The sequence below is a fragment of the Exiguobacterium sp. s64 genome (assembly GCF_018618035.1).
Lineage (GTDB): Bacteria > Bacillota > Bacilli > Exiguobacteriales > Exiguobacteriaceae > Exiguobacterium > Exiguobacterium mexicanum_A.
Map to the genome: position 1 here is coordinate 23801 of NZ_JACSLH010000005.1, position 25731 is coordinate 49531.

Annotated in this window: 23 protein-coding genes, 1 riboswitch and 1 other annotated feature; of the genes, 12 read left to right on the forward strand and 11 right to left on the reverse strand. The window is 52.1% G+C overall.

Features of this window, described 5'->3' with window-relative positions:
• Positions 1–13 precede the first annotated feature (13 nt).
• The 4 genes from KNP64_RS08880 to KNP64_RS08895 all read right to left on the reverse strand — a co-directional run bounded on the left by KNP64_RS08880 (position 14) and on the right by KNP64_RS08895 (position 4722).
• The gene (locus KNP64_RS08880) at positions 14–736 is read right to left on the reverse strand and encodes a YwiC-like family protein (protein WP_214793019.1); all 723 of its coding nucleotides are present in this window, start codon (positions 734–736) and stop codon (positions 14–16) included.
• Positions 737–816: 80 nt separating this feature from the next.
• On the reverse strand, positions 817–1452 hold the full coding sequence (locus KNP64_RS08885; protein WP_128123164.1) for a YitT family protein: 636 nt from the start codon (positions 1450–1452) through the stop codon (positions 817–819).
• A 253-nt stretch (positions 1453–1705) separates the two neighbouring features.
• Entirely contained in the window at positions 1706–3829 is a 2124-nt protein-coding gene (locus tag KNP64_RS08890; RefSeq protein ID WP_214793016.1) for an MMPL family transporter, read from the reverse strand.
• A gap of 101 nt (positions 3830–3930) precedes the next feature.
• The gene (locus tag KNP64_RS08895; protein WP_034780841.1) at positions 3931–4722 is read right to left on the reverse strand and encodes a hypothetical protein; all 792 of its coding nucleotides are present in this window, start codon (positions 4720–4722) and stop codon (positions 3931–3933) included.
• 140 nt (positions 4723–4862) lie between these two features.
• Between KNP64_RS08895 and KNP64_RS08900 the strand changes: the two genes are divergently transcribed.
• A complete protein-coding gene (locus tag KNP64_RS08900) occupies positions 4863–5027 on the forward strand; it encodes a YycC family protein (protein WP_021068148.1) in 165 nt (54 codons plus the stop codon).
• 15 nt (positions 5028–5042) lie between these two features.
• Here the strand turns inward: KNP64_RS08900 and pulA are convergent, their stop codons facing one another.
• The gene (gene pulA, locus KNP64_RS08905) at positions 5043–7037 is read right to left on the reverse strand and encodes a type I pullulanase (RefSeq protein WP_214793013.1); all 1995 of its coding nucleotides are present in this window, start codon (positions 7035–7037) and stop codon (positions 5043–5045) included.
• 70 nt (positions 7038–7107) lie between these two features.
• Here pulA and KNP64_RS08910 point away from each other — a divergent pair, with 70 nt between their 5' ends.
• Complete coding sequence (locus KNP64_RS08910; RefSeq protein WP_034780837.1) at positions 7108–7599, forward strand: YajQ family cyclic di-GMP-binding protein; 492 nt, start codon at positions 7108–7110, stop codon at positions 7597–7599.
• The gene (locus KNP64_RS08915) at positions 7596–8174 is read left to right on the forward strand and encodes a metallophosphoesterase family protein (RefSeq protein ID WP_034780835.1); all 579 of its coding nucleotides are present in this window, start codon (positions 7596–7598) and stop codon (positions 8172–8174) included. The genes KNP64_RS08910 and KNP64_RS08915 overlap by 4 nt, the downstream gene beginning before the upstream one ends.
• A 37-nt stretch (positions 8175–8211) precedes the next feature.
• Here KNP64_RS08915 and argS read toward each other — a convergent pair whose 3' ends face one another.
• Positions 8212–9894, reverse strand: coding sequence for an arginine--tRNA ligase (argS, locus tag KNP64_RS08920; RefSeq protein ID WP_034780833.1), 1683 nt, complete (start codon positions 9892–9894; stop codon positions 8212–8214).
• A 52-nt stretch (positions 9895–9946) separates the two neighbouring features.
• Positions 9947–10159: a binding site (T-box leader), on the reverse strand.
• Between the two features lie 152 nt (positions 10160–10311).
• Between argS and KNP64_RS08925 the strand changes: the two genes are divergently transcribed.
• Both KNP64_RS08925 and KNP64_RS08930 read left to right on the forward strand, forming a co-directional pair.
• Positions 10312–11991: a GGDEF domain-containing protein gene (locus KNP64_RS08925; protein WP_251126385.1), complete on the forward strand. Its 1680-nt coding sequence runs from the start codon at positions 10312–10314 to the stop codon at positions 11989–11991.
• A gap of 96 nt (positions 11992–12087) precedes the next feature.
• A riboswitch (SAM riboswitch) is annotated at positions 12088–12183 on the forward strand.
• Between the two features lie 52 nt (positions 12184–12235).
• Positions 12236–13537: a Na+/H+ antiporter NhaC family protein gene (locus KNP64_RS08930; RefSeq protein WP_214793010.1), complete on the forward strand. Its 1302-nt coding sequence runs from the start codon at positions 12236–12238 to the stop codon at positions 13535–13537.
• 21 nt (positions 13538–13558) lie between these two features.
• Here KNP64_RS08930 and KNP64_RS08935 read toward each other — a convergent pair whose 3' ends face one another.
• Positions 13559–14209, reverse strand: a complete 651-nt coding sequence (locus KNP64_RS08935) for a TVP38/TMEM64 family protein (protein ID WP_214788353.1) — start codon at positions 14207–14209, stop codon at positions 13559–13561.
• Positions 14210–14431: 222 nt separating this feature from the next.
• Here KNP64_RS08935 and trhO point away from each other — a divergent pair, with 222 nt between their 5' ends.
• From trhO to ald, 4 genes are all read left to right on the forward strand, one after another.
• On the forward strand, positions 14432–15373 hold the full coding sequence (gene trhO, locus KNP64_RS08940; RefSeq protein WP_034780826.1) for an oxygen-dependent tRNA uridine(34) hydroxylase TrhO: 942 nt from the start codon (positions 14432–14434) through the stop codon (positions 15371–15373).
• A 117-nt stretch (positions 15374–15490) separates the two neighbouring features.
• The gene (locus tag KNP64_RS08945) at positions 15491–15916 is read left to right on the forward strand and encodes a divergent PAP2 family protein (protein ID WP_034780824.1); all 426 of its coding nucleotides are present in this window, start codon (positions 15491–15493) and stop codon (positions 15914–15916) included.
• 101 nt (positions 15917–16017) lie between these two features.
• Positions 16018–17241, forward strand: coding sequence for a PucR family transcriptional regulator (locus KNP64_RS08950; RefSeq protein ID WP_214793008.1), 1224 nt, complete (start codon positions 16018–16020; stop codon positions 17239–17241).
• A gap of 131 nt (positions 17242–17372) precedes the next feature.
• Positions 17373–18503: an alanine dehydrogenase gene (gene ald, locus KNP64_RS08955; protein ID WP_034780820.1), complete on the forward strand. Its 1131-nt coding sequence runs from the start codon at positions 17373–17375 to the stop codon at positions 18501–18503.
• Positions 18504–18592: 89 nt separating this feature from the next.
• Here ald and murB read toward each other — a convergent pair whose 3' ends face one another.
• Both murB and KNP64_RS08965 read right to left on the reverse strand, forming a co-directional pair.
• Entirely contained in the window at positions 18593–19513 is a 921-nt protein-coding gene (gene murB, locus KNP64_RS08960) for a UDP-N-acetylmuramate dehydrogenase (protein WP_138860055.1), read from the reverse strand.
• Positions 19514–19667: 154 nt separating this feature from the next.
• On the reverse strand, positions 19668–20318 hold the full coding sequence (locus tag KNP64_RS08965; RefSeq protein ID WP_214793005.1) for a diacylglycerol/polyprenol kinase family protein: 651 nt from the start codon (positions 20316–20318) through the stop codon (positions 19668–19670).
• 149 nt (positions 20319–20467) lie between these two features.
• Between KNP64_RS08965 and KNP64_RS08970 the strand changes: the two genes are divergently transcribed.
• A complete protein-coding gene (locus KNP64_RS08970; RefSeq protein WP_034780815.1) occupies positions 20468–21091 on the forward strand; it encodes a DUF1836 domain-containing protein in 624 nt (207 codons plus the stop codon).
• A gap of 67 nt (positions 21092–21158) precedes the next feature.
• Here KNP64_RS08970 and KNP64_RS08975 read toward each other — a convergent pair whose 3' ends face one another.
• Together KNP64_RS08975 and KNP64_RS08980 are read right to left on the reverse strand one after the other, a co-directional pair.
• Positions 21159–21638, reverse strand: a complete 480-nt coding sequence (locus KNP64_RS08975; protein ID WP_214793002.1) for an LURP-one-related family protein — start codon at positions 21636–21638, stop codon at positions 21159–21161.
• 217 nt (positions 21639–21855) lie between these two features.
• A complete protein-coding gene (locus tag KNP64_RS08980; RefSeq protein WP_233005248.1) occupies positions 21856–22356 on the reverse strand; it encodes a restriction endonuclease in 501 nt (166 codons plus the stop codon).
• Positions 22357–22475: 119 nt separating this feature from the next.
• On the opposite strand from KNP64_RS08980, the gene KNP64_RS08985 reads away from it, so the two are divergent.
• Both KNP64_RS08985 and KNP64_RS08990 read left to right on the forward strand, forming a co-directional pair.
• Positions 22476–24650, forward strand: coding sequence for a PAS domain-containing sensor histidine kinase (locus KNP64_RS08985; protein ID WP_214792999.1), 2175 nt, complete (start codon positions 22476–22478; stop codon positions 24648–24650).
• Positions 24647–25717 carry an SDR family oxidoreductase gene (locus KNP64_RS08990; RefSeq protein ID WP_138860057.1) on the forward strand — a complete coding sequence of 357 codons (1071 nt, stop codon included), beginning with the start codon at positions 24647–24649 and terminating at the stop codon, positions 25715–25717. Before KNP64_RS08985 ends, KNP64_RS08990 begins: the two co-directional genes overlap by 4 nt.
• Positions 25718–25731: the final 14 nt, after the last annotated feature.

The window sequence follows — 25731 nt, forward strand, 5'->3', positions numbered from 1 at the left end:
GGGTCGCCCCTTCTTAAGAAAATAAATACCAGCTGAGACAACCGAGCACGAACACCGAGTTGGCGATTTCGACGATCCCGATCTTCATGATGGGGATCTTTTTGCCGTAGAACGCGACCGCCCGGACGAGACTTGGCGCGTAAGCGAGTGCCAAAACCGGATAGCCGAACGCGATGAAGATGGCGACAAGCAAGGAGTGATACCCCCATGATACGTTTCGATAGAATAGACTTTTTTTCTCTCGAATCATCGTCTTGACGAAAAAGATACTTCCGAGGAAATATAAGTACGGCAAGACGAACATCCACATCATTGTCTCGTCCAAGACCCGTGCCCCGAGATAATAACTCGCCATCCCGCCGATACAAAATGAAGTGACGGCGCTGACGTCGTTCCAGACGTTGCGCTCGTCTTTGATTTTGGCGAAATAGGCGTTGACGAGTCCGAACGGGATCATCGCGAGGACGAACCAGACGAGACGCCACTCGGACAGAAACACCGGGACGGCGGCGACGGTGGCAATCGTCAAATACGTCACGACCGTACGCAACAGTTCCTTAGACTTCTTCCGTTGCTTGATGTATTGGAACAAGAAAAACGTGCCCATATAAACGAACAACCAGGCGATGGCGAACGGGATGTGCGCGAACGTCCACCCTCCGACGATACCGCCGAGTAAGAACGGTAAGATCAGCATCGACCAAGCGCCGTGCTGTTTTGGAATCATCCATTTCATGTGACTCCCTCCTTCTATATTTAGTGTAGAAGAAAGATGACTGTAAAACTGTGATAAATTTTACAAAACAAAAAACGATCTCACGCGAGATCGTTTTTTGTTTTTAGTTTGGTCACACTTGGCACGGCTACTTCGACCACATCGTCCGTCAACATTTTCGTGACGACACGACCTGCGATCGAGACCGCGAGAAGCGTGTAAAGCGCGTTCGACAGCGGCAAATAGATGAGCGAGATCGCCAAAACGATGACATCAAATATGATGAGAATCGTCCCGACCGATACGCCGGTCCATTTCGATAGGCCGAGGGCGAATAAATCGTCGCCTCCGGTCGCCCCGCCTGACTTCAAGACAAGACCGAGACCGTAACCGGTCACAATCCCGCTCGCGATGGCGGCAAACAACGTTGCCGGCCAGACTTGAATGTCGAATGTGAGTAAATCCAATCGGTCCCACATCGCATAACTGAGCGATAACGACGCGGCGGCAAGCACGGCTTGTCCGACGAAGCGCCAGCCTTTCCACCAAAGGGCGATTAAAAAGAAGGGGATATCGAGCAAGATCATCGAGATCGCTGGATCGATATCAAATAAATAGCGGCCGAGCAATGCTAGCCCGACGAAGCCCCCTTCTGCCAAACCAAACTGTTCATTCAAATAATAATAACCGAACGCCATGATTAGCGTTCCGAGCACTATGGTAGCAACTCGTTTCATTCCGATTGTCCTCCCCGTTTTCAACGGAGAGGAGGATCCTCAGTCGTAGCCGCGGTTCCATCTGTTCCATCTCCGATCTTCCGTTTGTTGATTTTTACATTGATGTCGCTTGTAAAAACTCAACGCTAGAAGTCCGGCAATTGAAACAGAGGCCATGTCCTCTCGGTATCCATAAAGACCTTCCTTTCCCAAATTGCGCGTAATCATGAAACTATTTTAACACATTTTCACGACTATTTCATTAAATGTATATTTAGTGTAGATTACGTTTCGGTAAATCTTTCTTCCCGAACCACCACCAGTTCCAGTCCCCGAACATTTTCATCAAAGATGGTACGAGCAAGATGCGTATGATTGTCGCATCGATGAAGATGGCGAGCGCGATCCCGACCCCGAGCTGTTTGATCGGGCTGACGCCGGTGAAGGCGAACGCCCCCGTGACGACGATCATGATGACCGCGGCCGACGTGATGATTTTACTCGTCTTGGCGAGTCCCATCTCCGTCGCGTAATCGTTATCCCCGGTCTCCCGATAATATTCCTCAATCCGCGAGACGAGGAACACCTCGTAGTCCATCGATAGGCCGAACACAAGTGAGAAGATAAACACCGGGGTCAATATACTGATCGTCTCGGCGTCATACACGTAACCCGATTCGAAGATGATGACGAGCAGCCCGAACGTCGCCCCGAGACCGAGCACGTTCATGATGATCGCTTTGATTGGGATCAAGACGGAACGGAACGCCCACATGAGGATGAACATCGTCGCCAAGATCACGGTCACGACCGCATATGGGATGCTGTCATAAATCTCTTCATAAATTTCTTCGTTGAACGCGGCTGGTCCCCCGACGTCAAAACCGTTCTCGCGCCAATCTCGGACGAACGCCTGCGCGTCTTTATCACTTGGCGGGACGTCAAAGCTGACGTTGACGAGGGCAAGGTCTGTATTTCCTTCAAGCGTGACGAGACGTTCGAACGCCTCAAGTTGCTCTGGTGCCGCTTCAGCGAGTTGTTGGAATTCGGCTGGTTCGAGACCGGATGCCGTCAAGAACGTCGTGACGTTGTCGACAATCGGACCCTCGGATAGCTCATCAGTGAGTCCGGTCAATTCATCGAGAATCATCGAATCGGTCAAGTCATTCGTCTCAAACAAGAGCACCGCATCGGTCGACGTCTCTCCGAACACGTCGTCCCACCGCTCAAGGGCGGCCCGTGACTCGTACGAGGTCGGGAGCGCATCGGCGTCCGGGATGTTCAGTTCGAGGTCACGGACGAACCAGAGGCTTGGCAATAGCAGCAAGAGCGCGACGAGCGTCATCGTGACGGGACGTCTCATGACGAAGCGGGCCAACTTCTGCCACCGCACTTCAGAACGTGTCTCATTCGTCTTGACGAGCCGTCCTTTATTGATCGTGTCTCCGACGATGTACAGGGCAGACGGCAACAACGTGAGCGCGGACAAGACCGCACCGGCGACGGCAATCAACGCACCGAGGGCAATCGCTTGGAACACATCGACTTGGATGAACAACAACCCAGCCAGTCCGACGAAGACGCAAAGTCCTGAGAATAGAATCGATCGTCCAGCCGTCGCGACCGTTCGGACGATGGCCGCCTCACGTGACTTCCCTTTCGCGAGCTCTTCCCGGTACCGGTTGACGAGCAATAAGGAGAAATCAATGCCGAGCGCGATGGCAATCATCGCGACCGCATTCAACACGAAAATAGACAGTTCCATCGTTTGGGCAAAGAAGAATAGCGAACCCGCTGCCACGATGAACGTGATTAAACCGACGAATAATGGCATAAATGCGGCGAGCGGCGTCCCGAAGACGAGCAAGAGCACGAGCAGCGCGACCGGGATCCCAATCAACTCGGCCCGAATCAAGTCATTCTTTGACGCCTCGTTCAAGTCATCCGCGAACACCGGCTCTCCGGTCAATCGCACGTCTGTATCCGTATCTCGAATCAAGGCGCTGCGGACGTCTTCAATCGACGTCTCGGCCGTATCGTAGTCCTCGAACTCGAGCAATAAATAGGCGACGTCCCCATCGCGTGCCTCCGGATTCTCGGCTGGCGTGATCACGCCATCGACCCCATCGACTTCGACGAGTCGATCGCGTTGCTGCTCGATGACCATATCAAGGTCACCACCTTCCAACAAGACGATCATCGAGGCACCGGCCCGGTCGAACCGGTCGTTCAACTTGTCTTCCACTTGGGCGAAACGCCCGTCTTGGATTGCGAACCCGTTGCCGCGCAGTTCACTTGGCAACTGTAATCCGAAATACACCGATACCGCGAGCAATACCGTCCAAATCAACACGACAGCGTAGCGCCATCGGACTAACGCTTGTCCTAATCGTTCCATCCCTGTCCACTCCTCTCCATCTAAGAAGACTGTTCCCGTTTTTTTGGGGATTCACCAAGTCTTCGTAAAAAAATCCTGAACCATGGTCTGGTCCAGGAGCGTCAACGCTCGAACACTTGAAGCCAACTATGGCAAAAGCGACGTGGCGTTGACAAGACGACAAGTCGGTCGCCCGGTTCGTCCAATAAGACGACTTTCAGTAATTCAGTTTCAGCACACACTTCAGACGAGAACACTTCGCGATCGCGTTCAAACAGTTGGAACGACGTCATCGATGTGATCGCGGTCGTCTCGCCGATTTGATCGACGATGGCCAGATCGCGGTCACCTCCGTATGGAATCATCCAAGACGCGCTCGACGCAACATTCTCGACCACGAACTGTTGATTCGGTTCGTCGTACAGCGTCACGAGGCCCGGTGCCGTGAATCGTTCGAAATCATAGGTCGGCTGATAGGCAAGTTCGATGATACTCCCGAACTCGGGGACCTCTTCGTAGCGGCTATACCGGAACGTGTGGTCGTTCAAGTTCAAAGCGACAATGTCTGATTCGGCCGAGTAAAGAAACAGGTCGTCTCCTGACCAGTGGTGCAGGTTACTGAACCAATCGTCATGAAACGTCCGTGGGATCGGATGACGTTCCATCGTCCCGTTTGTTAAATCCATGACTCCGTATGTCTGTAAATCCCGAAACAGCGCGACGGCTCGTCTACCATGAGGCTCAATATATAGTGCGCACGGTGCCCATTTCCACTCGAGTTCCCATCGGATTTGGAACGTCTCGTCAAAAAACAGAAAACCGGTTTGCGCCAAATACAACATCCATCCTCCACCAACGCGCTCCAACCATTCAACCGTTTGATGAAATTGATAGTCAGCTACCTGTTTGTACATTTGATCACTTCCTAGTTTCAGCTTAGCAACGCCCCACGCATTTTTCGATTTTGAATGTGTTCACAGAACACATTCTCCATGCACCTGATTTTCCTGTATACTGGCATTAGCATACCCTGAATGTGAAAGGAGGAACCTCAATGCGCCCACTTCAACTCTCTCCCGAGACGGCGGTCGAGCTTGCTAAAAAGCTGAACGTTCCGCTCGAGGAGCTCATGCATATGCCAAAACACATCATCGTGAAGAAGATGATGGAACTGGAGGCAGCCAAAACTGAAACGAACGAGGAAAAGGAGACGGAATGACGTCTCCTTTTTTGGTTACTGCTGTTTGTTCTTGAGTTTTTTCGCGACGTACCAGAGACCAAGCATCGCAAGGGCAGCCCCGCCAGCAACCGCATATTTGCTGTAATCCGGGCGGCGTTCCGTCACGACGAGCGTCGAGAGCGGTGCCACAGTGACGTGTCGTTCTTCAAGGAGGCGCGGCGCTGTCAAATTGACGGTATGGTCTTCAACGTGGACCTCGAACTTACCGGCCGGCAGCTTCACCTCGACCGCTTCCTCGAGCCCGTTATGGTAGACGAGGTGACGTTCGACATACCCTTCGACGTGGCGACTCAGTTCAAAGGCGATCACCCCTTCTTCTTCATCGAAGAAGCGCAAATGTTTGCGAATCTGCTCCGTGTTCTCGAGACGGAACAACGGATATTGTTTCCGCAGACTGATCAATCCCTTCACGTATTCGACGCTCGGCGTCTCCTGCTCGGCCCGTGTCCAGTCCAAACGGTTGACGACCTCACCTGAGTTGAAGCTGTTCTCGTCCCCATCTTTTGTTCGGAAGAACTCTTGACCGCTATGCAAGAATGGGATGCCTTGACCGAGCATGACGATCGTTGTCGCGAGGCGATGCCGGCGACGACGTGTCGTCTCGTCATCGTCCGGGTTCGTGACGGCGAGCTTGTCCCAAAGCGTCAAGTTGTCATGACACTCAACGTAGTTCACGACTTGGTTCGGTTCATCGGCAAAACTCTGACTTGTCACCGCGCCGGCAATGCCGCGCTTGACGTCCGCCGTCATATCCGCGTTGCCGCTGATCCAGCCTGGCAAGTCCTCGATGAACACGTCCCCACGGACGCCGTCGCGAATCGCGTCGTTGAATTGGGCGATACGTGGCATCTTATGGGCGTTATGCTGGTTCGCTTTCTTGCGGACCGAGAGCGGCGTGTCGAGATCCCAACCTTCTCCGGTGACGAGAATCGATGGGTCGATGCGATCGAGTGCTTTCCGGACTTGGTTCATCGTCTTGACGTCATGGAGCCCCATCAAATCGAAGCGGAAGCCATCGATCATGAACTCTTTCGCCCAGTATGAGACACATTCGACGATCAACTTCCGCATCATCGCGCGCTCTGAAGCCGTATCGTTCCCACACGCCGAACCATCGGCGAGCGTTCCATCCTCGTTCAAGCGGTAATAGTAATCGGGCACAAACTGACCGAGCGGTGTCGTCAACGCATCATACGTATGGTTGAACACGACGTCCATGATGACACGAATCCCACGGTCGTGCAGTGCCTGGATCATCGCCTTCAACTCGATGATGCGAGCAGCCGGATCATCGGCAGACGAGGCGTACGAACCTTCGACGGCGAAGTAATGGACCGGGTCATAACCCCAGTTATAATTCGCCTCACTCTCACGCGACTCGTTCACCGAACCGTAATCGAAGAACGGCATGAGTTGGAGGTGCGTGACGCCGAGCGCGGTGATATAGTCGAGCGCGGTCGGATAGCCGTTCGGCGTTTTCGTGCCGACCTCGGTCATCCCAAGGAATTTGCCACGATGCATGACGCCGCTGTCGGGATGGCTCGTCAAATCACGGACGTGCGCTTCATAAATGACCGCCTCTTGTGAAGAGTGGAAGAGCGGACGTTCTTTGACCCAATGGTCCGGGTTGAGCGCTGACGGGTCGAGCAGACACCCGCGCTTCCCATTGACACCGACGACTTTCGCATACGGATCGAGCGACTCGACACGTTTGCCTTCGACGGTAGCTTCAAACACGTAAAAATATCCTTCGAATGAAGCGCGGTCGAGTTCAAGGACCCACGTCCCTTTCTCGGCCCGTTCGAGCTCAATCCGTTCGAACTTTCGTGCCCGCGGCGTCCGGTATAGTTTTACGGTCATCTCTTCGGCGACTGGCGACCAGACCCGCAACCGGATGATATCACCTTTAAACGTCACCCCGAGGTCTTTGCCGTGATACGCCATATGGTCTAAATCTACATTTGTCTGTTGATCGATAGTATGTTCCATCTCTTTCACTCCTTCACTACTTCAAATCTGCTATCATTATAACAAAACCCTTGTAAAGGATGGATGAAACATGGCAAAAGACAATTCTTTTGATATTGTGTCAGAAATGAACCTGGAAGAAGTGAAGAACGCGATCCAAATCGCCGAGAAAGAAATTTTAAACCGTTACGACTTTAAAGGATCGAAGAGTGAGATGTCACTCGACAACGGCGACCTCGTTCTCGTATCGGATGACGACTACAAGCTCGAGCAATTGAAGGACGTCATGATCTCGAAATTGATCAAGCGCGGCGTGCCGACGAAAAACCTCGACTACCAAAAAATCGAGCGCGCCCTCGGTGGCACCGTCCGTCAGCGCGTCAAGTTGAAGAGCGGCATCGATAAAGACGATGCGAAAAAAATCAACAACGCCATTAAAGAATCAAAATTGAAAGTGAAGTCGCAAATCCAAGACGATCAAATCCGTGTGACGGCCAAGTCACGCGATGACCTCCAAGCCGTCATGCAGCTCGTCCGTGAGCTCGAATTGTCTGTCGATGCCCAATTTACGAACTACCGATGAAGCTCGCCATCATCAGTGACCCGCACGGTTCGTTTGATGATTTGAAGGCCGTCCTCGAGTCGGTCCGGCGTGAGACGGAGCATATCCTCTGCCTCGGCGATTTATATGAATGCCACATTGGCAAAAAGCGACGGAACGAACGGTTCCACGAAGTGTCCGACGTCGTGACGTACGATCCCGATTACGAGGCGCTGCTCACGTTCCCGAGCCTGCGTGGCAATCAAGAAGAACGGATTGACGAGGTGCTCGTCGTGTCGCATCCAGTTAAGACGCGGATTTCATTATTACCGGAACAGACGACGCTCGATGAGGCGTTGTTCTTGCATGGCCATCAAGTGAATTGGAGTCCGGACTGGGAACCGATTGTCGAGAAAGGCAAGTATCCGCTCGTCTTTATCGGCCACAGCCATATCCCGGGGATTTACCGGAAAGGCCGTTCGATTCCCTGGGAAATCGGGAAACCGTTCACATTGAAGAAAAAACGGTACGTCATCAACGTCGGCGCTGTCATCTTCGACCGGGAATGGTGTTTGTACGATACAAAAACCCGGACAGTCACACGAATGAAGGCATAGGAAAAGGGACCCCCTCAAAAGGGTCCCTTATTTGTGCTTACATTTCTTCTGGAGCTTGAACACCGATCAGACGGAGTCCTTCTGTCAATACGATCGTCACCGCTTTGACGAGGGCGAGACGCGACTGTTTACCAGCATCTTCTTCGAGTACACGGACATGGCCGTAATACTTGTTGAACGATTGCGCCAAGTCGAGGACGTAACGGCTGATGATCGACGGTTCACGGCGCTCATGGGCACGTGTGATCACGTGTGGGAACGCGTTGAGCATCGTCACGACGCCCCACGTGTGGTCATCATCCGCACCCGTGAATGTCGAGCCGTCGTAGTTGCCCTTACGGAGGAGCGAGTTCGCACGCGCGTTCGTGTACTGCACGTACGGGCCTGTCTCGCCTTCAAACTTGAGCATGCTGTCGAGGTCGAACTCGATGTTGTTGATGCGCTCGTTCTTCAAGTCGTGGAAGATGACTGCGCCGACACCGACCATACGTGCCACGTCGTCCGCGTTCGCAAGTTCTGGGTTCTTCTGGGCGATGTTGCCTTGAGCTTTCTCGATCGCTTCTTTCAGCACTTCCTCGAGCAAGACGATGCGACCTTTTCGTGTCGACATCTTTTTCCCTTCTTGCAAAATCAAACCGAACGGCACGTGGTGCATGCCATCGACGAAGTCGTAGCCGAGTTTACGGAGGACCGAGAACAACTGCTTGAAGTGAAGCGCCTGTTCGCCGCCGACGACGTAGTTCGCTTGAACGAAGTTATACGTCTCATGACGATAAACGGCCGCTGCCAAGTCACGTGTCGCGTAAAGCGTCGCGCCATCTTTCTTTTTAATCAAGCATGGCGGCAAGTTCTCGTCTTCGAGTGAGACGACCATCGCCCCTTCACTTTCGACGAGAAGGTTCTTCTCTTCGAGCATGGCGACGATGCGGTCCATCTTGTCGTTGTAGAACGCCTCCCCGTGGAAGCTGTCGAACTCGACGCCGAGCAAGTCGTAGACTTTTTGGAACTCTTTGAGCGACTCGTCACGGAACCATGTCCATAGCTCTGTCGCTTCTTCGTTGCCGTCTTCAAGTTTCTTGAACCAAGCACGGCCTTCGTCCTCAAGTTCCGGTTGCGTCTTCGCCTCTTCATGGAAGTGAACGTAAAGCTTCAACAATTCGGCAATCGGATGCTCACGTACCGCTTCCTCGTTGCCCCATTTTTTATAGGCGACCATCAGTTTTCCAAACTGTGTCCCCCAGTCCCCAAGGTGGTTGACCCCAACGACGTCGTAGCCGTTTTTACGGGCGATCTGGTTAATGGCGTTCCCGATTACCGTTGAACGGAGGTGTCCCATCGAGAACGGTTTGGCGATGTTCGGTGACGAGAAGTCGGTCACGATTGTCTCGTTGCGTGTCGCATGCGTCGCATAGTCCGCTTTTTCGTCGAGCACCATGTTGATGATTTCTTGTGACACGACGTCACGGCTCAAGAAGACGTTCACGTATGGTCCAGCCGCCTCGACTTTTGTGAACAATTCATCGTTCAAATCGTTCGCGATATCAGTCGCGATCATGACCGGCGCTTTCCGGTAGGCTTTCGCGAGTTGGAAGCAAGGGAAAGCAAGGTCCCCGTGTGCCTCATGTTTTGGTTTTTCAATTAGAGCTTCAATTTGGTCAAGCGTCAACTCGTCCCCGATGACACGGGACAAGGCTTCCGCATATTTGCGTTCATAACTCATTACAATTCCTCCTTATAAAATTTTCATAAAAAAAACGCCCTTTGCACAGATGCAAAGAGACGGGATGGCCCGCGGTACCACTCTTCTTGCCTGCTTGACGCAGACCGCTTTATCGGTGATAACGGGGGTCCCCCGGCTACGCCTACTAAGGTTCGGGCAGCATCTCAAAAGTGCGTTTCGCGATGTTTGTCAGCCTAGGCTCTCACCAATCCCTAGGTCGCTTTGTTGACGGAACGATCGTTACTCTCTTTTTCATCGACTTTCGTCTATGTGGTTGAAAAGCAATTTCATTATAGAGGATATTTCATATAGACTCAATGCTAGAATTCCGCCATTATGATGAATAGGCAGGACTCGGGCATGATTGTGCCGAATCTCCTACCATACATATCGAATTTTCCCACATAGGAGGGAACCATGAACCATTTTCGCAAGATGTCCGTCCTTGGTTGGAGCATATGGAGTGTTTTACTCATATCAACGATCACCTTGTTCGCTACAGGCGTATTAAACATGCCGGCCATCGAGCCGTTACCGTTCATCTTGATTGCGTTGCTCGTCATTACTTTTCAAATGGACTCCATTGAACGGAAAGGCGTCTACTTTACCTTTTCGGAAAGCATCGTCTTAATCATTTTCTTATTCTTCGATTTCGAGACGGCACTGTTCGTCAATCAAATCGGGCTAATCGTCTTTCAATTCGTCAACTTAAAACCGCGTGTCGCGCTTCGGCGCTTCCGCTTCACGTATCCGTGGAACGCCATCACATCATTTTTGGAAATCGCAATCCCAGCCAGCGTGTACTTGGCACTCGGCGGTGTGACTGGTCTTGGCTTCTATTCCCAAGACTCGTTTCTGCCGCTTGCCGGCTTGATTGTGGCCATCATCTTAAACACGGTCGTACAAAAGTATCAAGTCGGTTGGTGGTTCCGTGTCGATATCCCGGTCCGCGACTTTCTAAACATCGCGTTTTACACGTATATCGTCAGTCTCGTCTTCATTTTAGCAGCCTCGCTCTTCCGTGAGACGAACTTGCTTGTCGTCAGCAGTATCGCCGCCGCACTCACCTTCTTTATTAAGCGGCTCATCATCCAGAAAGGTCGGCAAGACGCCTTCAAATCGTTGATTGAACAATATGATGAGGCAAAAGAAGCCGTGTCGTTGTCGCAAAGCGAGGCGCAAGCCATCGAGGTGTTCCTCAGTCAATGTGAACGACTCAACGAGTACGACGAAGGGTTCGTCGAGTTCAAACTGTTCGACCGCACACTTTACTTTGATTTAAAGACGCGCCAGCCGATCGATCGCCACGTCGTCTTTGATTTACTCGATGCAACCTATCCGAACGAAGCCACGGTCGAGTATGAGATGCGCTTTGAATGGGACGCCCCGTTATCGAACGAGTTCGATGAAGACTATCATAGCTTCATCTCGGTCCGTTCCGAGGAAATCGAAGGCATCCGCACGTGGCTCGTCATGACCGGCGAGCACGTCTATGGCTATCCGCCCATCATTCAACGCGAAATCGTCAAACTGCTCAAATCGTTCAATCGAACGATCAGCCGCTGCCATGAACGCGACCGCCTCTATACCGAGAGCCGGACGGACAGTTTGACACTCCTTGCCAATGCCCGGGCTTTTTATGAATACGGGATTCAGCAAATTTCGGACGGGTCGATGTATCCGATTTCCGTCGCGATGCTCGATATCGACTTTTTCAAAAAAATTAACGACACGTACGGACACCAAGTCGGAGACAGCGTACTCCAAGAGTTCGGCCGCCGCATCCGGCAAGTGCTCCGCACCGATGATTTCGCAGCCCGTTATGGCGGGGAGGAGTTCATCTTGCTGTTGAACCGGTGCGATGTCGAAGCAGCCGTCGAGATTGCCGAGCGCATCCGTCAACAGATCGAGACGAAACCGTTCCACGTCGACGGAATCGACATCCCCGTGACAGCCTCGATCGGGGTTGATACGATTCAAGCGTTCGGGGACAAACGTCTCGACGATACGATTCGCAACGCCGACCGGGCACTTTACGTCGGCGGAAAGTATGCCGGACGCAACCGCGTCGCCCATTATAATTTCTTGACGTCCTGATTCGCCCCCACGTTCATCACGTGGGGGTTTGCTGTTGACAAGCAGATTTGAAACAGGTACGTTAGGGAACGTGTCTTATAACTAAATATCACAACTTTTTTATCAAGAGAGACTGAGGGACTGGCCCGTCGACGTCTCGGCAGCGGGTAACCTGTGCCAAATCCAGCGAGCAGTCTGCTCGAAAGATGAAAAAAGTGTTTTCTTGTAGAGAGAGCCTTTTTTCAGAAGGCTCTCTTTTTATTTTATGAATGAGGTGAATCGATTGGAACAACCGACAGCTAACAAATGGGCACTATTGCCTTTGCTCGTCTTCCTCGTCTTCTTTATCGGGGCAGGCATCTACTATAACGACTTTTATAAATTCCCGGTCCTGATCGCGGCGTTGATCGCGGTCATCGTCGCGGCGATGATGACGAAAGGCAGCGTCACTCAGACGGTCGAGCGTGTCGCCCAAGGTGCGGGGAACCCCGGCATTTTAATCATGGTCTTCATCTTCTTGCTCGCCGGAGCGTTCTCGAGTGTCGCCGAAGCAATCGGCGCAATCGACGCGACCGTCAATGCGGCGCTGACATTTTTACCGTCCTCGCTTCTACTGAGCGGTTTATTCGTCATCGCGGCTTTCATCTCGATGGCGATGGGAACGTCGACGGGCACGATTGCCGCCCTCGCCCCGATCGCGCTCGGTATCCACGAAGAAAGTGGCGTCAATATCGCCATCGCGGCGGCTGCCGTCGTCGGTGGTGCCATGTTCGGGGACAACTTGTCGTTCATCTCGGACACGACAATCGCTGCCGTCCGGACCCAGCGTACCAATATGCGTGACAAATTCCGAACCAACTTTTGGATTGTCCTCCCGGCCGCCCTTATCACAATCGTCCTCTTATCGGTGTTATCGAGTGGAGAATCGACTGTCGATGCAGCCGCGTTCGAATGGTATAAACTCATTCCATACCTCGCCGTCATCGCTCTCGCCTTGACCGGGTTGAACGTCATTCTCGTTTTGCTTGGCGGGATCGCCTTGACCGGCATCATCGGTTTGATCGATGGGAGTTTGGCTGTCACTTCATACGTCACGGCTATGGCAGACGGGATGATGGGTATGGCCGAGATTTCGCTCTTGACGCTCCTCATGGGCGGACTCGTCGGACTCATCTCACATAACGGCGGGCTCACTTACTTGCGTGACGCGCTCACGTCGCGGATTCAAAAACGTGCCGGTGCCGAATGGAGCATCGCCGGGCTCGTCAGCGCGACCAACGTCGCGACGGCGAACAACACGATCTCGATTCTTGTGGCCGGTCCGCTCGCCGCCAATATCGCCGATACGTATGACATCGAGCGAAAGAAATCAGCGAGTGTGCTCGACATCTTCTCGTGTGGCGTCCAAGGCCTGTTGCCTTATGGGGCACAGTTGCTCATCGCCGCCGAATTGACGAATACGGCGTCACCAGCGCTCGTCCCGTATATGTTCTATCCATTCCTGCTCTTCATTTGCGGAGGGCTGGCCATCGTCTTTAACTTCCCGCGTTTCAAAAAGCGCGCCTAACCAAAACGACCCTTTGAAGCACTAGCTTCGAAGGGTCGTTTGACGTTTCGTTTCACGTTCACGTTGAAGTTGTTCGTTGCGTTTTTTGAAGGCGCGCCGCTTGAGCAATTCCTCGAGACCACGGCTGATCGCCCAAAGGATAAACAGTAACAGTCCAAGCATCGATAAGCGGAACGGACTTTGAATAAACTCTTCCCACTGGTCACCAATGACCGAAAAAATCAAGACGACAAGCAGTTTCCCGAACCCCGCCGCCATGATGAATGTCCGAAGCGGCATTTGAATGAGGGCGAGTAAGTATGTGATCAAACTGACCGGGATGAACGGGAGCGAATATAAAAACCCAAGCGAGATCGGGCTCATATGGTTGATGCGTTCCAGCCAATATACCCCTTGTTTATGTTTTTCGAGCCACCGTGTCATCGGTTTACGGAATACGTAACGGACGGCTGTAAAGACAAGAATCGTCCCTAGTAAACTACCGACCCAAGACAATAACGTCCCGAGCAAGAACCCATACGTGGCCGCGTTCGCCGAAATGATGAGGACGAGCGGAAGAAATGGAAAGATCGCCTCAAGGAACGGCGCCCCTAGTCCCGCCCATGGGCCTCCCGGAAGCTCTTGCAGCCATTCAATCAGTTGGATAATCCATTGTTGGAGTGATGTGAGCATATCAGTTTCCACCTTCGACTTTCATTAATACCTTTTACCCGATTTCGCTCAGGAAGACGCATCCCCCTGCACGCCAGTAAAAAAAATAAAAAGTATTTGCGAAATTTCGCTGTGATATCTATCATATAATATGGACTTGTGGTTGCAGGCAAGTCCGCTCGTCGAACGACACAACCCAACGTTCGTTTTCCTGCAAAAAACTGAACACAGGGGAGTAATAACATGGAAACAAAACCAATGCGGGTCTTGCTGTACTATAAGTACGTCAACATCGAAGACCCAGAAACGCTCACACAAGAGCACCTCAAGTATTGTAAGGACCTTGGCATCAAAGGACGGATCTTGATTTCTTCCGAAGGAATCAACGGAACGTGCTCTGGGACTTGGGAACAGACCGAGCAATACATGAACGACTTGAAAGCGAACCCGCTTTTCAGCGATATCGAGTTCAAAATCGATGAAGTCGAAGAGCATGCGTTCAAAAAAATCTTTGTCCGTCATAAGAAAGAGCTTGTGACGTGGCGCTTTGATGGTGAGTTCGACGTTCCTAAACAGCACGGTGCGTACCTCGAACCGGCAGAATGGAAAGAGATGATGAATCGCGACGATGTCGTCATCCTCGATGTTCGTAACAACTACGAGTACGATCTTGGTCACTTTAAAAATGCGATCAAAATCGACGTAGAGGCTTCTCGTTACATGCCAGATTGGCTCGAAGAGAACAAGGACCTCTACGAAGGGAAAACCTTACTCACGTACTGTACCGGAGGCGTCCGTTGCGAGAAATTTACCGCATATATGCGTGACCAAGGTCACGACAACATTTTCCACCTAAAAGGCGGCGTCGCCATGTACGGCAAAGACGACGCCACGAAAGGCGAAAATTGGGAAGGCGAGCTCTACGTCTTTGACGAGCGCATCAACGTCCCAGTCAACACGGTCAATCCGTCGGTTGTTTCCGAGTGCATGCACTGTGGGACGAAGACGGTCCGTTACGTTAATTGTGCTAACCCGGTGTGTAATGCTCAACACTTCTGTTGTGAAGAGTGTGAACCGAAACAAATGCGTTCATGCTCGAAAGAGTGCCAGGAGCATCCACGTAACCGCTATATCATCGAGAATATCGCGGACAAACTTCAGGAGACTGAAGGCGTCGTCGGGTAACAAAAATCGACCGAGAAGCACTTCGAGCCTACGCTCGAGGTGCTTTTTTTGACAAAAACTTTACGTCTAGTGCCGGAAAGAATCGGGTATAGTGTAGATACCATTGTCAGACAGGAAGTGAATCGATTGCTCTTTAACGAACCTTTACTCGCCGCCTTGCTCGCGTGGTTCATCGCCCAAGCGGCCAAGCTCGTAACCGAACTCATTAAAACACGAGATTTTGAACTTGAAATCATGTTTGCCTCAGGTGGGATGCCAAGTTCCCACTCCTCGACCGTCGTCGCATTGACGACCGTGATCGGGCGTATCGAAGGAATCGACTCCAGCATGTTCGCGCTCGCCCTGATTTTCGCGACGATCGTCATGTACGACGCGACCGGTGTCCGGCAAGCGGTCGGGTTCCAAGCCCGTTTGTTGAACGACTATTTCAAAGGCATCAAACATGAGACACCGATTTTAAATGAGTTGGTCGGTCACACTCCGTTCCAAGTCATCGTCGGTGCCCTGCTCGGTCTCGTCATCGGATTATTTTTCCCGATTTAAGCTGAATTTTAGAGGCATGTCGCCCCTTCTTCTCAAAACACTCTATCTTTTTGTGAACTTTCACAACAGAGACGGTATAGTGAGAGAGAGGAGGAATCGACATGCCTTTTTTGCAGAAATCTTATGAATCGCTCGATACGCTCGCCGAAGCAATCGGACAAGCGATTCGGGCCCCAATCACGATTGAAAATCGCCACCATCAGTTGCTCGCCTACAGCACCCACCCCGACTCGACCGACCCGGCCCGCATCGCGACCATCATCGGCCGTCGTGTGCCGGAAGCGGTCATCGAGGACTTATGGGAAAGTGGAATCCTGCAAGAAGTGATCGACCGAGACGAACCGGTCGTCATCCCAGCCCGGATGGCTGTCGGTTTAGGCGAACGTGCCGCTGTCGTTATCAAACAACAGGACGATGTGCTCGGTTATATTTGGAGCCTCGCCCGAACGACCCCATTCTCGGAACAAGAGCTCACTGTGTTAAAAGAAGGCGCGAGCATCGCTAAAAAATTGCTCATGACCATCGCCATGCATGAGCGGCGCATCGATGCCGAGCTCGAGCGTTTCTTTTTAGAAGTGTTAGCCAGCCCCAATTTGTCGTCCGCTCATCGCGATCGTTTGAATGAACTCGCTCCGATTGCTGTCGCCAGCCGACTCACCATCATCGAGTGCAGCCAACCGATCACCCCACAGCTGGCGGAGCGATTGTTTTATGTTCTCGCGACCCAACAAGCGATCGAGGTCGTGCTGCACGCCATCGATGGTCAACAGCTCCTCGTCTGGCATTATATGAAATCGGAGTTAGCCGAGGAAGAGACGGCACTTTTGCAGTGGGCCAATCGCTTCGAGACACAGCTCCGAGAGAAATTCACGGAAGTCGATCCACGTTTAGGCGTCAGCCGTCGTTTCTTTGAGAGCGACATGCTGTATGCCGCGCTGGAAGAAGCACGACAGGTCACGTCGCTTCGTCGGAAGTTCCCCTATGAGCTTGCCGCGACGCACACGTTCGAACAAATCGGGATTTATCAGCTCGTCCCAGATCTCGCTCGCCGAATCGGGCTTCGGCTCGAAACGCATCCGACCATCGAGCGTTTGCAGGCATATGATGTCGCCCATCATACCGAGCTCGTCACGACGCTCGAGTGGTATTTCTATTTTGATGGGAACGTCAAACGCGTCGCCGCCCATCTTCACATCCACCCGAACACCGTGCTCTATCGGATTCGCCGCATCGAGGAACTGACGAATATTACGCAAGTCTCACTGCCCGAACGAGCCGCTGTTTACCTCGCCATCAAGGCAGGCCAATACCGACAAGATGATTGATGCCCACTTTGTGATTTTTCACAAAGTGGGCATTGTCATTTTTAGAATCCATGCTAAAGACAGCGTTTTCGGATGGGTCTATACTAGAGGTGTGAACAAATTGTGTCAGTAGAGAGAAAGGGGAACTTTACATGAAAATCGGGGTATTGAAAGAAATCAAAAACAATGAAAACCGCGTCGCCTTGACGCCGATGGGTGCAGCCGTATTAACTGAGCTTGGACACGAGGTTCTCGTCGAGACGGAAGCCGGTGTCGGGAGCGGCTTCACGAACATGGAGTATGTCGATGCAGGGGCGACAATCGTCGACACAGCCGCAGACGTTTGGGGAAACGTCGAATTAGCGTTGAAAGTAAAAGAACCGCAACCGTCTGAATATCGTTATTTCCGTCCGGACTTGACGCTCTTCACCTACTTGCACTTGGCAGCCGAACCAGAACTCACGAAAGCACTCGTCGATTCAGGCGTGACGGCGATCGCTTACGAGACGGTTGAGATCGACCGCACGTTGCCGCTCCTCACGCCGATGAGCGAAGTGGCTGGACGGATGGCCGCTCAAATCGGGGCCCAAATCCTTGAAAAACCGCACGGTGGAAAAGGGATTCTCTTGTCAGGCTTGCCTGGCGTACCACGTGCGAACGTCACCGTCATCGGGGGCGGTGTCGTCGGGATGAACGCAGCCCGCATCGCCATCGGCCTCGGTGCCAACGTAACAATCATGGACATCAGCCCAGCCCGTCTTCGCCAAATCGACGACCAATTCGGCAACACGATCAATACGCTCATCTCAAACAGCTACAATATCGCCAAACAAGTGGCGGACAGTGACCTCGTCATCGGTGCCGTCCTCATCCCAGGCGCGAAAGCACCGAAACTCGTCACAAAAGAAATGGTTCAACAGATGTCACCTGGGTCGGTCATCGTCGACGTCGCCATCGACCAAGGCGGGATTTGCGAGACGATCGACCATATTACGACGCATGACGCACCGACGTATGAGCGCTACGGCGTCCAACACTATGCCGTCGCCAACATGCCAGGTGCTGTCCCACGGACGTCGACGCTCGGTTTGACGAACGCGACGATGCCGTATATCGTCGAGTGCGCTCAAAAAGGGATTTTCCCGGCGCTTCGTGAAAACGCGGCGTTACTCAAAGGCTTGAATGTCATCGACGGGACAGTCACGTATGAGGCTGTCGCGCGTGACCTCGGCTACACGTTCGTGGCGCCTGCTGAAGCGGTCACAAAACAATTACAAGCGTAAGGACCAAACCGACAGAATAGTTCTGTCGGTTTTTATGTCGTCACATCATCAAAAAACGCTCGAACCGGTTGGTTCGAGCGTTTTCGTGCTTATGCGTTTTCGACGGCGATATCCTCACCAATGATTTTGACTTCTGGTTCAAGCTCAATCTCGAACTTCGCCTTCACCGTCGCTTGGACGTGACGGATGAGCGAGATATATTCAGTCGCCGTCGCTTCATCGATATTGACGATGAATCCGGCGTGCTTGAGCGAGACCTCCGCCCCGCCAATCCGCTTCCCTTGCAGGCCGCAGTCTTGAATCAATTTACCGGCAAAGTAACCAGGCGGTCGTTTAAAGACGCTACCACACGATGGGTATTCAAGCGGTTGTTTCGACTCGCGCTTGTGCGTCAAGTCATCCATCACTTCTTTGATCGCCTCATAGCCGAGCGGCTCGAGTTCGAACGTCGCTTCGAGGACAATCAGCCCGTCTTTAGAAACTCGGCTCGTCCGATAATCGAGGTCGAGCTCTTCTTTCGTGAGCGTCATGAGTTCGCCTGCTGGTGACAAGACGACCGCGCTCGCGATGACGTCTTTCGTCTCTCCACCGTAGGCGCCTGCGTTCATGTAGACCGCGCCACCGACCGTCCCCGGGATGCCACAGGCGAATTCTAAGCCTGATAGTTCCTCGGTGAGCGCTTGGCGTGACACGTCGATGATGGCCGCGCCGGCTTGGGCGATCAATTGATTCCCATCGCGACGAATCGTTTTCAACTCGTTCAAGTTCAAGACGATTCCGCGAAGGCCGCCGTCACGGACAATCAAGTTTGATCCAAAGCCGAGAATCATGAACGGGACGCTCTCGCGATGAGCAAGTTCAAGCACGGCTTGTACTTCCTCGTACGTGTGCGGGGCCACGAAATAATCGGCCTTCCCGCCTAATTTTGTATACGTGTGTGCCGACAGTGGTTCGTCTTGGTTGACGCGATCGGCCGGAATGATAGTAAGTAGTTGGTCTAAAAAGCTCATGCGTTGCCTCAATCCTTTACGTTCTATTTTAAGCATGCCTCGGTTCGTCAAGAGAGAGGCAAACACGTCACTGAATGATTTCAGTACGAAACACAGTATACAAATCTTTGACAGGGGTGACAAGCAACGTTTTCTTTACAATGAAGGAATTAGTTTAGAGCAATAATGATGTAGCCACCGCTACCACAATTGGAATTGTAAAGTTATCCCAGTCTCGATATGAAATCGCTTCTGTTAGAGTAGCGATGATAGAAATAATGAATCCATATGTTACCACTTGCCAAAGTGGAACATCATCCCACAAAAACAATAAAAAGAGGACAGCGTACGAACTGAGGAACATGGCCATGCTCCCTTGAAACGAACGTTTCTGCCCGTATAAGTCGTACGTCACTGTACCATATTTACGTCCGATCAGAGCGGCCAACCCATCTCCCCACGCCAAAACGAGCGATCCGGCAAAAAAAGCGAGCGGCTCCGATTCGAAGAAAAAGTACAGGATGACGAGCAAGGCGATCGGATAATAGACGGTACCGAGTGATTTGCGCTCCGTCTGGTGGACCGGTGACGGACTCTTATAAAGAAGCAATGCGTTCGCAAACGTGAAGAAGACGAGCGGGACGGCTGCGACGTACCAAGTCTCCATTAACCAGACTGCAAGCAGCGACCAATGGCCGACCGCGATATGTACACTCTTTCGAATTGTCTCATCCGTCCAGCCGAGGCGTTTGCCAATCTGTTCAAGAACGACGAGAAACACCAGGACAATGACGATGGACAGGATGGAACTGACCCATTCATTCATCGTTGGACCACCTTTATCTACATTTTTTTATACGTTTCCATTATACCTTAATCAGGCGATAGCCTAGCTTCCTTTTCAAACATTTGGTAGAATGAGGTCAAATGACTGTATAGCCAACGGACGTAGGTGGCTATAGAAAGGATGCCTGTATGCGCGACGCAATTTCGATTCAAACTTTGGCTGATTGCCTTCATTATATGCGGGTTGGCGACGTAGACCGGGCCATCTCTCTCTTCCCAGAGGACGTGCGTGAGCATTTCCCGAAAGAACTTCGCAAAATTCATTTGTTTCATATTGAAAAGAACGGATTGTCGATCAATCAAATCGTTGCTTTGGCGAACACGTTGACGGGGGAACACTTATCCGCCACCACGATCCAAAACTGGACGAAACGAGAGGTCCGGAAAATCATCGGAGTGCCCCGGGTCGGTAAAAAGTACTCGCTCCAACAAGCGGCCATCATTTATTTACTCGATGATTTGAAGCACTTGTTCTCGCTAGAAGAGACGAGTTCGCTCCTGGCGCTCATCTTCAACAACCCTGACCGTGATGAAGACGACCTCATCTCACCGATCGACTTTTATCGTCTCTACGCCGAGTACGCCAAGTCGACGAGCCCGATCGAGCTCCTCGACACCCGTGCGAAGCGTTCAATCGAGAAGATGGGCTATACTCACCCGAACATCTTGCACGTCCTTAAACTCTGTTTATACGCGCACCGCGTGACGACCCTCGAGATCGAGGCCAAACATTATTTGAACCGCTTCATTTGACCACGTCGAATGGAGCTTTTTTTCATAAAAAAACACCAGTCGCCGTGACTGGTGTTCGTCATATTGGTCACACCGATACCGAGATGGGCATCCGTGATTTTACTGTCAACGTTTTAAGGACAGACAACAACTCGAACATCGAGAGTTGGTCGGCCTCTTTCGTCAAGCAGAAGCAGTCATCCTCTTGTTTGCGGAGTTCCGCCACAAGCTTGCCTGCTTTGTCTCGAACGCTGAACTTATAGCGCTCGACATCGTATTGAATCGTATAGAGACCGCGTTCATAGACGTTGTACTCACACTTTTTCCCGAATAACGAGAATTTGTCCTTCAACTGACCAATCGCCTGCCCGTCGTGGTTCATGACGACCCACTTTTGACAGTTCGGGATGTACTTCCCGTGAGCGATTTGACGGCCTGACAAGTTGTGCACTTGAACACTGCCCTCCGCGTCGCGGTGAACAGATCCGATCGCATCATTTGTCTCGTCATAAATGGTTGCTTCGCCTTGCGTAAAGACACAACCTTTTACATAAATTAATTTGCGCACCGCTTTTCCTCCTAATACGTTCCAACCTTGGATTTGTGTGTGTTTGGTTGGTCTTTCTATGAAACCCCCAAATTGGTACTGCTAGCCGCCTTTCCTCGTTTCAGCGACTACATATTTCATATGACGAAGATGATTATTGCATCGATTGATGAAAAAGACAACCCCTTTTTCTTCGACACAATCCGCCATTCTGTCAAAGTTGTGAACACGCCTGATTTTATCGCTTAAAACCCGCCTCTTTTAGCAACTGTTCGAGCTCCATTCTTGCAATCAGACGAACTTGATTCGGTTCCGCCAATTCGTATGCACTATCGGTATACGATGAGTTCGTCACGACCCAGCCCTCGTTCACGCCATAGTATGGAACAGACGCCGCGACTTGCTGGACGGCTTCGAGTCCGACCGCCTTTTCATAGCGTTTCGCTTGGACCGCGATCGACCATCCATCTTCTGCTTCAAGGAGCAAATCCGCCCCGAAGTCACGTGACGCCGGGGTCACCGTCACGGTATACCCGAGCGCGGTGAACACTTCCTCTAAAAATAGTTCAAATTCTCGGCCGTCCATCCGGTCGATGCGGTGGATCGTCGAGAGACGCATCCGCCAAATGAGCCAAAGCAGGCCGACTGCCACGCAAGCGATGATGCTCCAAATCGGTGCATCCCACCACCATAACCCGAGGGCAATCATTAAGCTGAGCCCCATTCCTTTCACGTCCATCGCCCTCTCTATGTGTTCTTATCTTCACTTTACCGTTTGAAGGCAGGAAAACAAAGGGGGAGCTGTCGAATGTATTGAAGATGTACCCGTTTGATATAGAGAAGGAGGGATCATCGTTAATGGAGAACCGAGGACATCTCCAAAGCGAACTGCTACACGCCTTACCGTACGGTGTAGCGTTAATCACGACGGATGGGACAATCGTCCAAGCAAACCGTCCGTTTTTAGAGCAATTCCCTGAAAACTTACAAACGCGATCAAACATCTTTCATATGGTCAACCAGTCACCGATCACGATGGAGCTGTCACGACGGATGGAGCAAGGACTATCTTGGACGTATGAGATGCCGACGATCCGGATTCACGCCATCCCCAATGGTGACGTCTACATCCTCTCAATCGAGCCGCTTCCGCTCGATACACGGGTGACGGTACAACATAACGCGTTCGAAGCCATGATGCACACTGAGCTTGATATGGCGATGATCATGACCGATGCCAATCTGTTGATCAATCGCTTCAATAAAGGGGCGACCGAACTGTTCGGATATGCGCCGCACGAAGTACTCTATGAAATGACCCCGTTTGGTCTGTTCGAGTCAAGAGAACTGAGCGAGAAGCGGACCCACTATCAAGACGAGACGGAGCGGCTCTTGTCATTCGAACAGATGCTGCGTGTGGCGTTAGACCGAGGCGACCGTGAATGGAAGTTCCAACGAAAAGACCGGACCCATTTCGTCGGAAAACTGTTCATGCACCCTGTCTATGAGCAGGCACGCGTCATCGGATTTTTCTTTTTCGTGTTCGATGTCAGTCCTGAGATCGCCTTGAAAGGCGAATTGCTTCATAAAGAACAACGCTATCGCATGTTTGCCGAATCAGTCATCGAAGCCGTGCTATTCCATGAAGGCGGGACGATCTTAGACGCGAACAAGGCGGCCGAAACGATTTTTCGCATCCCGGCCGAACAGATGGTCGGCCGTCAAACGATCGAGTTCATCGCCGAAGGCTACCGGGCCGATGTGTTGCGCCGCATTCGCAATCATATCCAGACACCGTATGAGGTCATCGGCCGTCGTGAGGACGGGACGTTCCTCGAGATGGAAGTGTACCCGAAAGAAGTGACGTTCCAAGGCCAGACGCTTCGTGTCGCCGTCATGCGCGACATCAGCGACCGAAAGAAAGTCGAGCGCATGCTCGAGCGGGAGAAGAACGCCATCGCCCGGCAACGGGATATCATCCAATCGATTTTACAGGCGTCCAATGAAGCGTTCGTCTTGACCGAATCGAATGGCAGCGTCCTCTTCATGAACGTGCACGCCCGTCGTCTGCTCGATTTGCCGGGTATCGCCCCGAACAAGATGCAAGAGCGAATTCCGCTCCTGACGACATTCCGCGCGCGTGACCGCACCGAGATGTTGAAAAAAATCGATTTGTTGCTCGACGGATCGGCGCGAGAAGTGTCAATGCGCTTCTCGATTCCGCAACCGAATGATCGGGACGAGCAATATTACGAGATGTATGGGACTGGTATGGATACGAAACGCCAAATCGGAATGGACAGTGGGTTCTTGTTTGTGTTTCGCAACCGGACCGAAGAAGAACGGATGGACCAAATCAAGAACGAATTGGTCAGCACCGTGTCCCACGAACTGAGAACCCCGCTCTCGTCACTGTCGGGATATATCGAATTGATGCTCACTCGCGACTTGAACCCGGAGAAGCGTGAGCGCTACTTAAAGACGATGGCGAAGGAAGCGAAGCGTCTGACCGACCTGTTGAACGATTTTCTCGATATTCAACGAATGGAAGACGGCAATCAAGAGTATAAAAAAGACCACTTCATCTTGAACGAACTCGTCCGCGATGTTGTCGAACGCTTCCGCGAGACGAGCAATCACTCGATTCATTTCGATGACGCCGATGAATCGCTTCACCTCATCGCCGACAAAGACCGCATCGAGCAAGTCATCATCAACCTGCTCTCGAACGCGATCAAGTACTCGCCTCATCACCACGAAGTCGAGGTACGCGTCCGCCATGAACGTAACCAAGCCCACGTCTCCATTCAAGACTTCGGCATCGGGATTCCCGAGCATGCGTTCGAAGAGTTATTCAAAAAGTTTTATCGCGTCGACAACTCGGACACACGTCAAATTGGCGGGACGGGTCTTGGGCTGTCAATTTGTAAGGAAATCATCGAATCACACGGCGGTAGTATCGAGGTCGAGTCGAGCGTCGGCGTCGGCTCGACATTCACGTTCACGTTGGACTTAGCGGAGGAGACACTATGAACCATTACGCTTTCACCGGTTTCCCCGGCTTTTTAGCCGGAAAGATGATCACGCACCTCGCAACCTTGCCGAATCAAATCGGAACGATTTACGCGCTCCACCTCCCGACCGAACGTTCCGGGGCACTCGCTTTAAAACAGGAGCTGTTGGAAGCGACATCGTTACGAGATGACCAACTCGTGCTCGTCGAGGCCGATATCACGCTGCCTGAAGTCGTGCTCGACCCGATCATGCGCTCGGTCATCGAACGTGAAGTGAATTACGTGTTTCACTTGGCCGCTGCGTACGACTTGAGCATCCCTTATGATGTCGGGTATCGCATCAATCTGCTTGGGACGAAACACATCACCTCGCTCGCGAAACGGGCCCCGCACTTGAAACGATACGTCTACTTCAGCACCGCCTATGTGTCCGGACGCCGTCAAGGAACCGTTTATGAGAACGAGTTATGGCACCGTGTCCGCTTTAAAAATCATTACGAGGCGACGAAGTATGAAGCCGAGGCCATCGTCTCGCGGGAGCTCGGTTCGATGCCGGTGACCATCATCCGTCCCGGCATCGTCATCGGCCATAGCGAGACCGGCGAGACGAAAAAGTTTGACGGGGTCTACTTCGTCTTGAAGCTGATGGACCAACTCCGCCAAGCCGCCCCGCTGCCTTACATTGGACGACAGAATATCGAAGTGAACCTCGTCCCGTATGATTATGTCGTCGAGGCGACCGCTTATCTCGCCCACGCCCCGGTCGGTTTAAAACGGACGTTCCATTTGACGGACCCGTTCCCGCACGGCGCACGTGAAGTGTACCGGATGATTCATGAAGAGATGTTCGGTCGTCCTCCACGCGGGACGATTCCACACGCAGTCGCGGAGACCGGATTCTCGGCGCTGCATCTGTCGGAACGTTACGGCGTTCCGCGCGAACTACTCGCCTATTTCAAACATCAAGTCCATTTCGATACGACCCAGACGTTGCGGGCACTGAGCGGGACGGACATCGTCTGTCCTGACTTGAAAGACTACTTGCCGAAAGTCGTCGCCTATTACGAGACACACAAAAAGCCCTGAACAGGGCTTTTTGT

Coding starts and splice junctions, on each gene's coding strand:
- argS (WP_034780833.1), bottom strand. CDS start 9,894: ATGAGTTATGAACGCAAATATGCGGAAGCCTTGTCCCGTGTCATCGGG.
- KNP64_RS08910 (WP_034780837.1), top strand. CDS start 7,108: ATGGCAAAAGACAATTCTTTTGATATTGTGTCAGAAATGAACCTGGAA.
- KNP64_RS08890 (WP_214793016.1), bottom strand. CDS start 3,829: ATGGAACGATTAGGACAAGCGTTAGTCCGATGGCGCTACGCTGTCGTG.
- KNP64_RS08915 (WP_034780835.1), top strand. CDS start 7,596: ATGAAGCTCGCCATCATCAGTGACCCGCACGGTTCGTTTGATGATTTG.
- pulA (WP_214793013.1), bottom strand. CDS start 7,037: ATGGAACATACTATCGATCAACAGACAAATGTAGATTTAGACCATATG.
- KNP64_RS08950 (WP_214793008.1), top strand. CDS start 16,018: ATGCCTTTTTTGCAGAAATCTTATGAATCGCTCGATACGCTCGCCGAA.
- KNP64_RS08880 (WP_214793019.1), bottom strand. CDS start 736: ATGAAATGGATGATTCCAAAACAGCACGGCGCTTGGTCGATGCTGATC.
- ald (WP_034780820.1), top strand. CDS start 17,373: ATGAAAATCGGGGTATTGAAAGAAATCAAAAACAATGAAAACCGCGTC.
- KNP64_RS08925 (WP_251126385.1), top strand. CDS start 10,312: ATGAACCATTTTCGCAAGATGTCCGTCCTTGGTTGGAGCATATGGAGT.
- KNP64_RS08895 (WP_034780841.1), bottom strand. CDS start 4,722: ATGTACAAACAGGTAGCTGACTATCAATTTCATCAAACGGTTGAATGG.
- KNP64_RS08970 (WP_034780815.1), top strand. CDS start 20,468: ATGCGCGACGCAATTTCGATTCAAACTTTGGCTGATTGCCTTCATTAT.
- KNP64_RS08965 (WP_214793005.1), bottom strand. CDS start 20,318: ATGAATGAATGGGTCAGTTCCATCCTGTCCATCGTCATTGTCCTGGTG.
- KNP64_RS08980 (WP_233005248.1), bottom strand. CDS start 22,356: ATGGACGTGAAAGGAATGGGGCTCAGCTTAATGATTGCCCTCGGGTTA.
- KNP64_RS08900 (WP_021068148.1), top strand. CDS start 4,863: ATGCGCCCACTTCAACTCTCTCCCGAGACGGCGGTCGAGCTTGCTAAA.
- KNP64_RS08930 (WP_214793010.1), top strand. CDS start 12,236: ATGAATGAGGTGAATCGATTGGAACAACCGACAGCTAACAAATGGGCA.
- trhO (WP_034780826.1), top strand. CDS start 14,432: ATGGAAACAAAACCAATGCGGGTCTTGCTGTACTATAAGTACGTCAAC.
- KNP64_RS08885 (WP_128123164.1), bottom strand. CDS start 1,452: ATGAAACGAGTTGCTACCATAGTGCTCGGAACGCTAATCATGGCGTTC.
- murB (WP_138860055.1), bottom strand. CDS start 19,513: ATGAGCTTTTTAGACCAACTACTTACTATCATTCCGGCCGATCGCGTC.
- KNP64_RS08985 (WP_214792999.1), top strand. CDS start 22,476: ATGGAGAACCGAGGACATCTCCAAAGCGAACTGCTACACGCCTTACCG.
- KNP64_RS08935 (WP_214788353.1), bottom strand. CDS start 14,209: ATGCTCACATCACTCCAACAATGGATTATCCAACTGATTGAATGGCTG.
- KNP64_RS08990 (WP_138860057.1), top strand. CDS start 24,647: ATGAACCATTACGCTTTCACCGGTTTCCCCGGCTTTTTAGCCGGAAAG.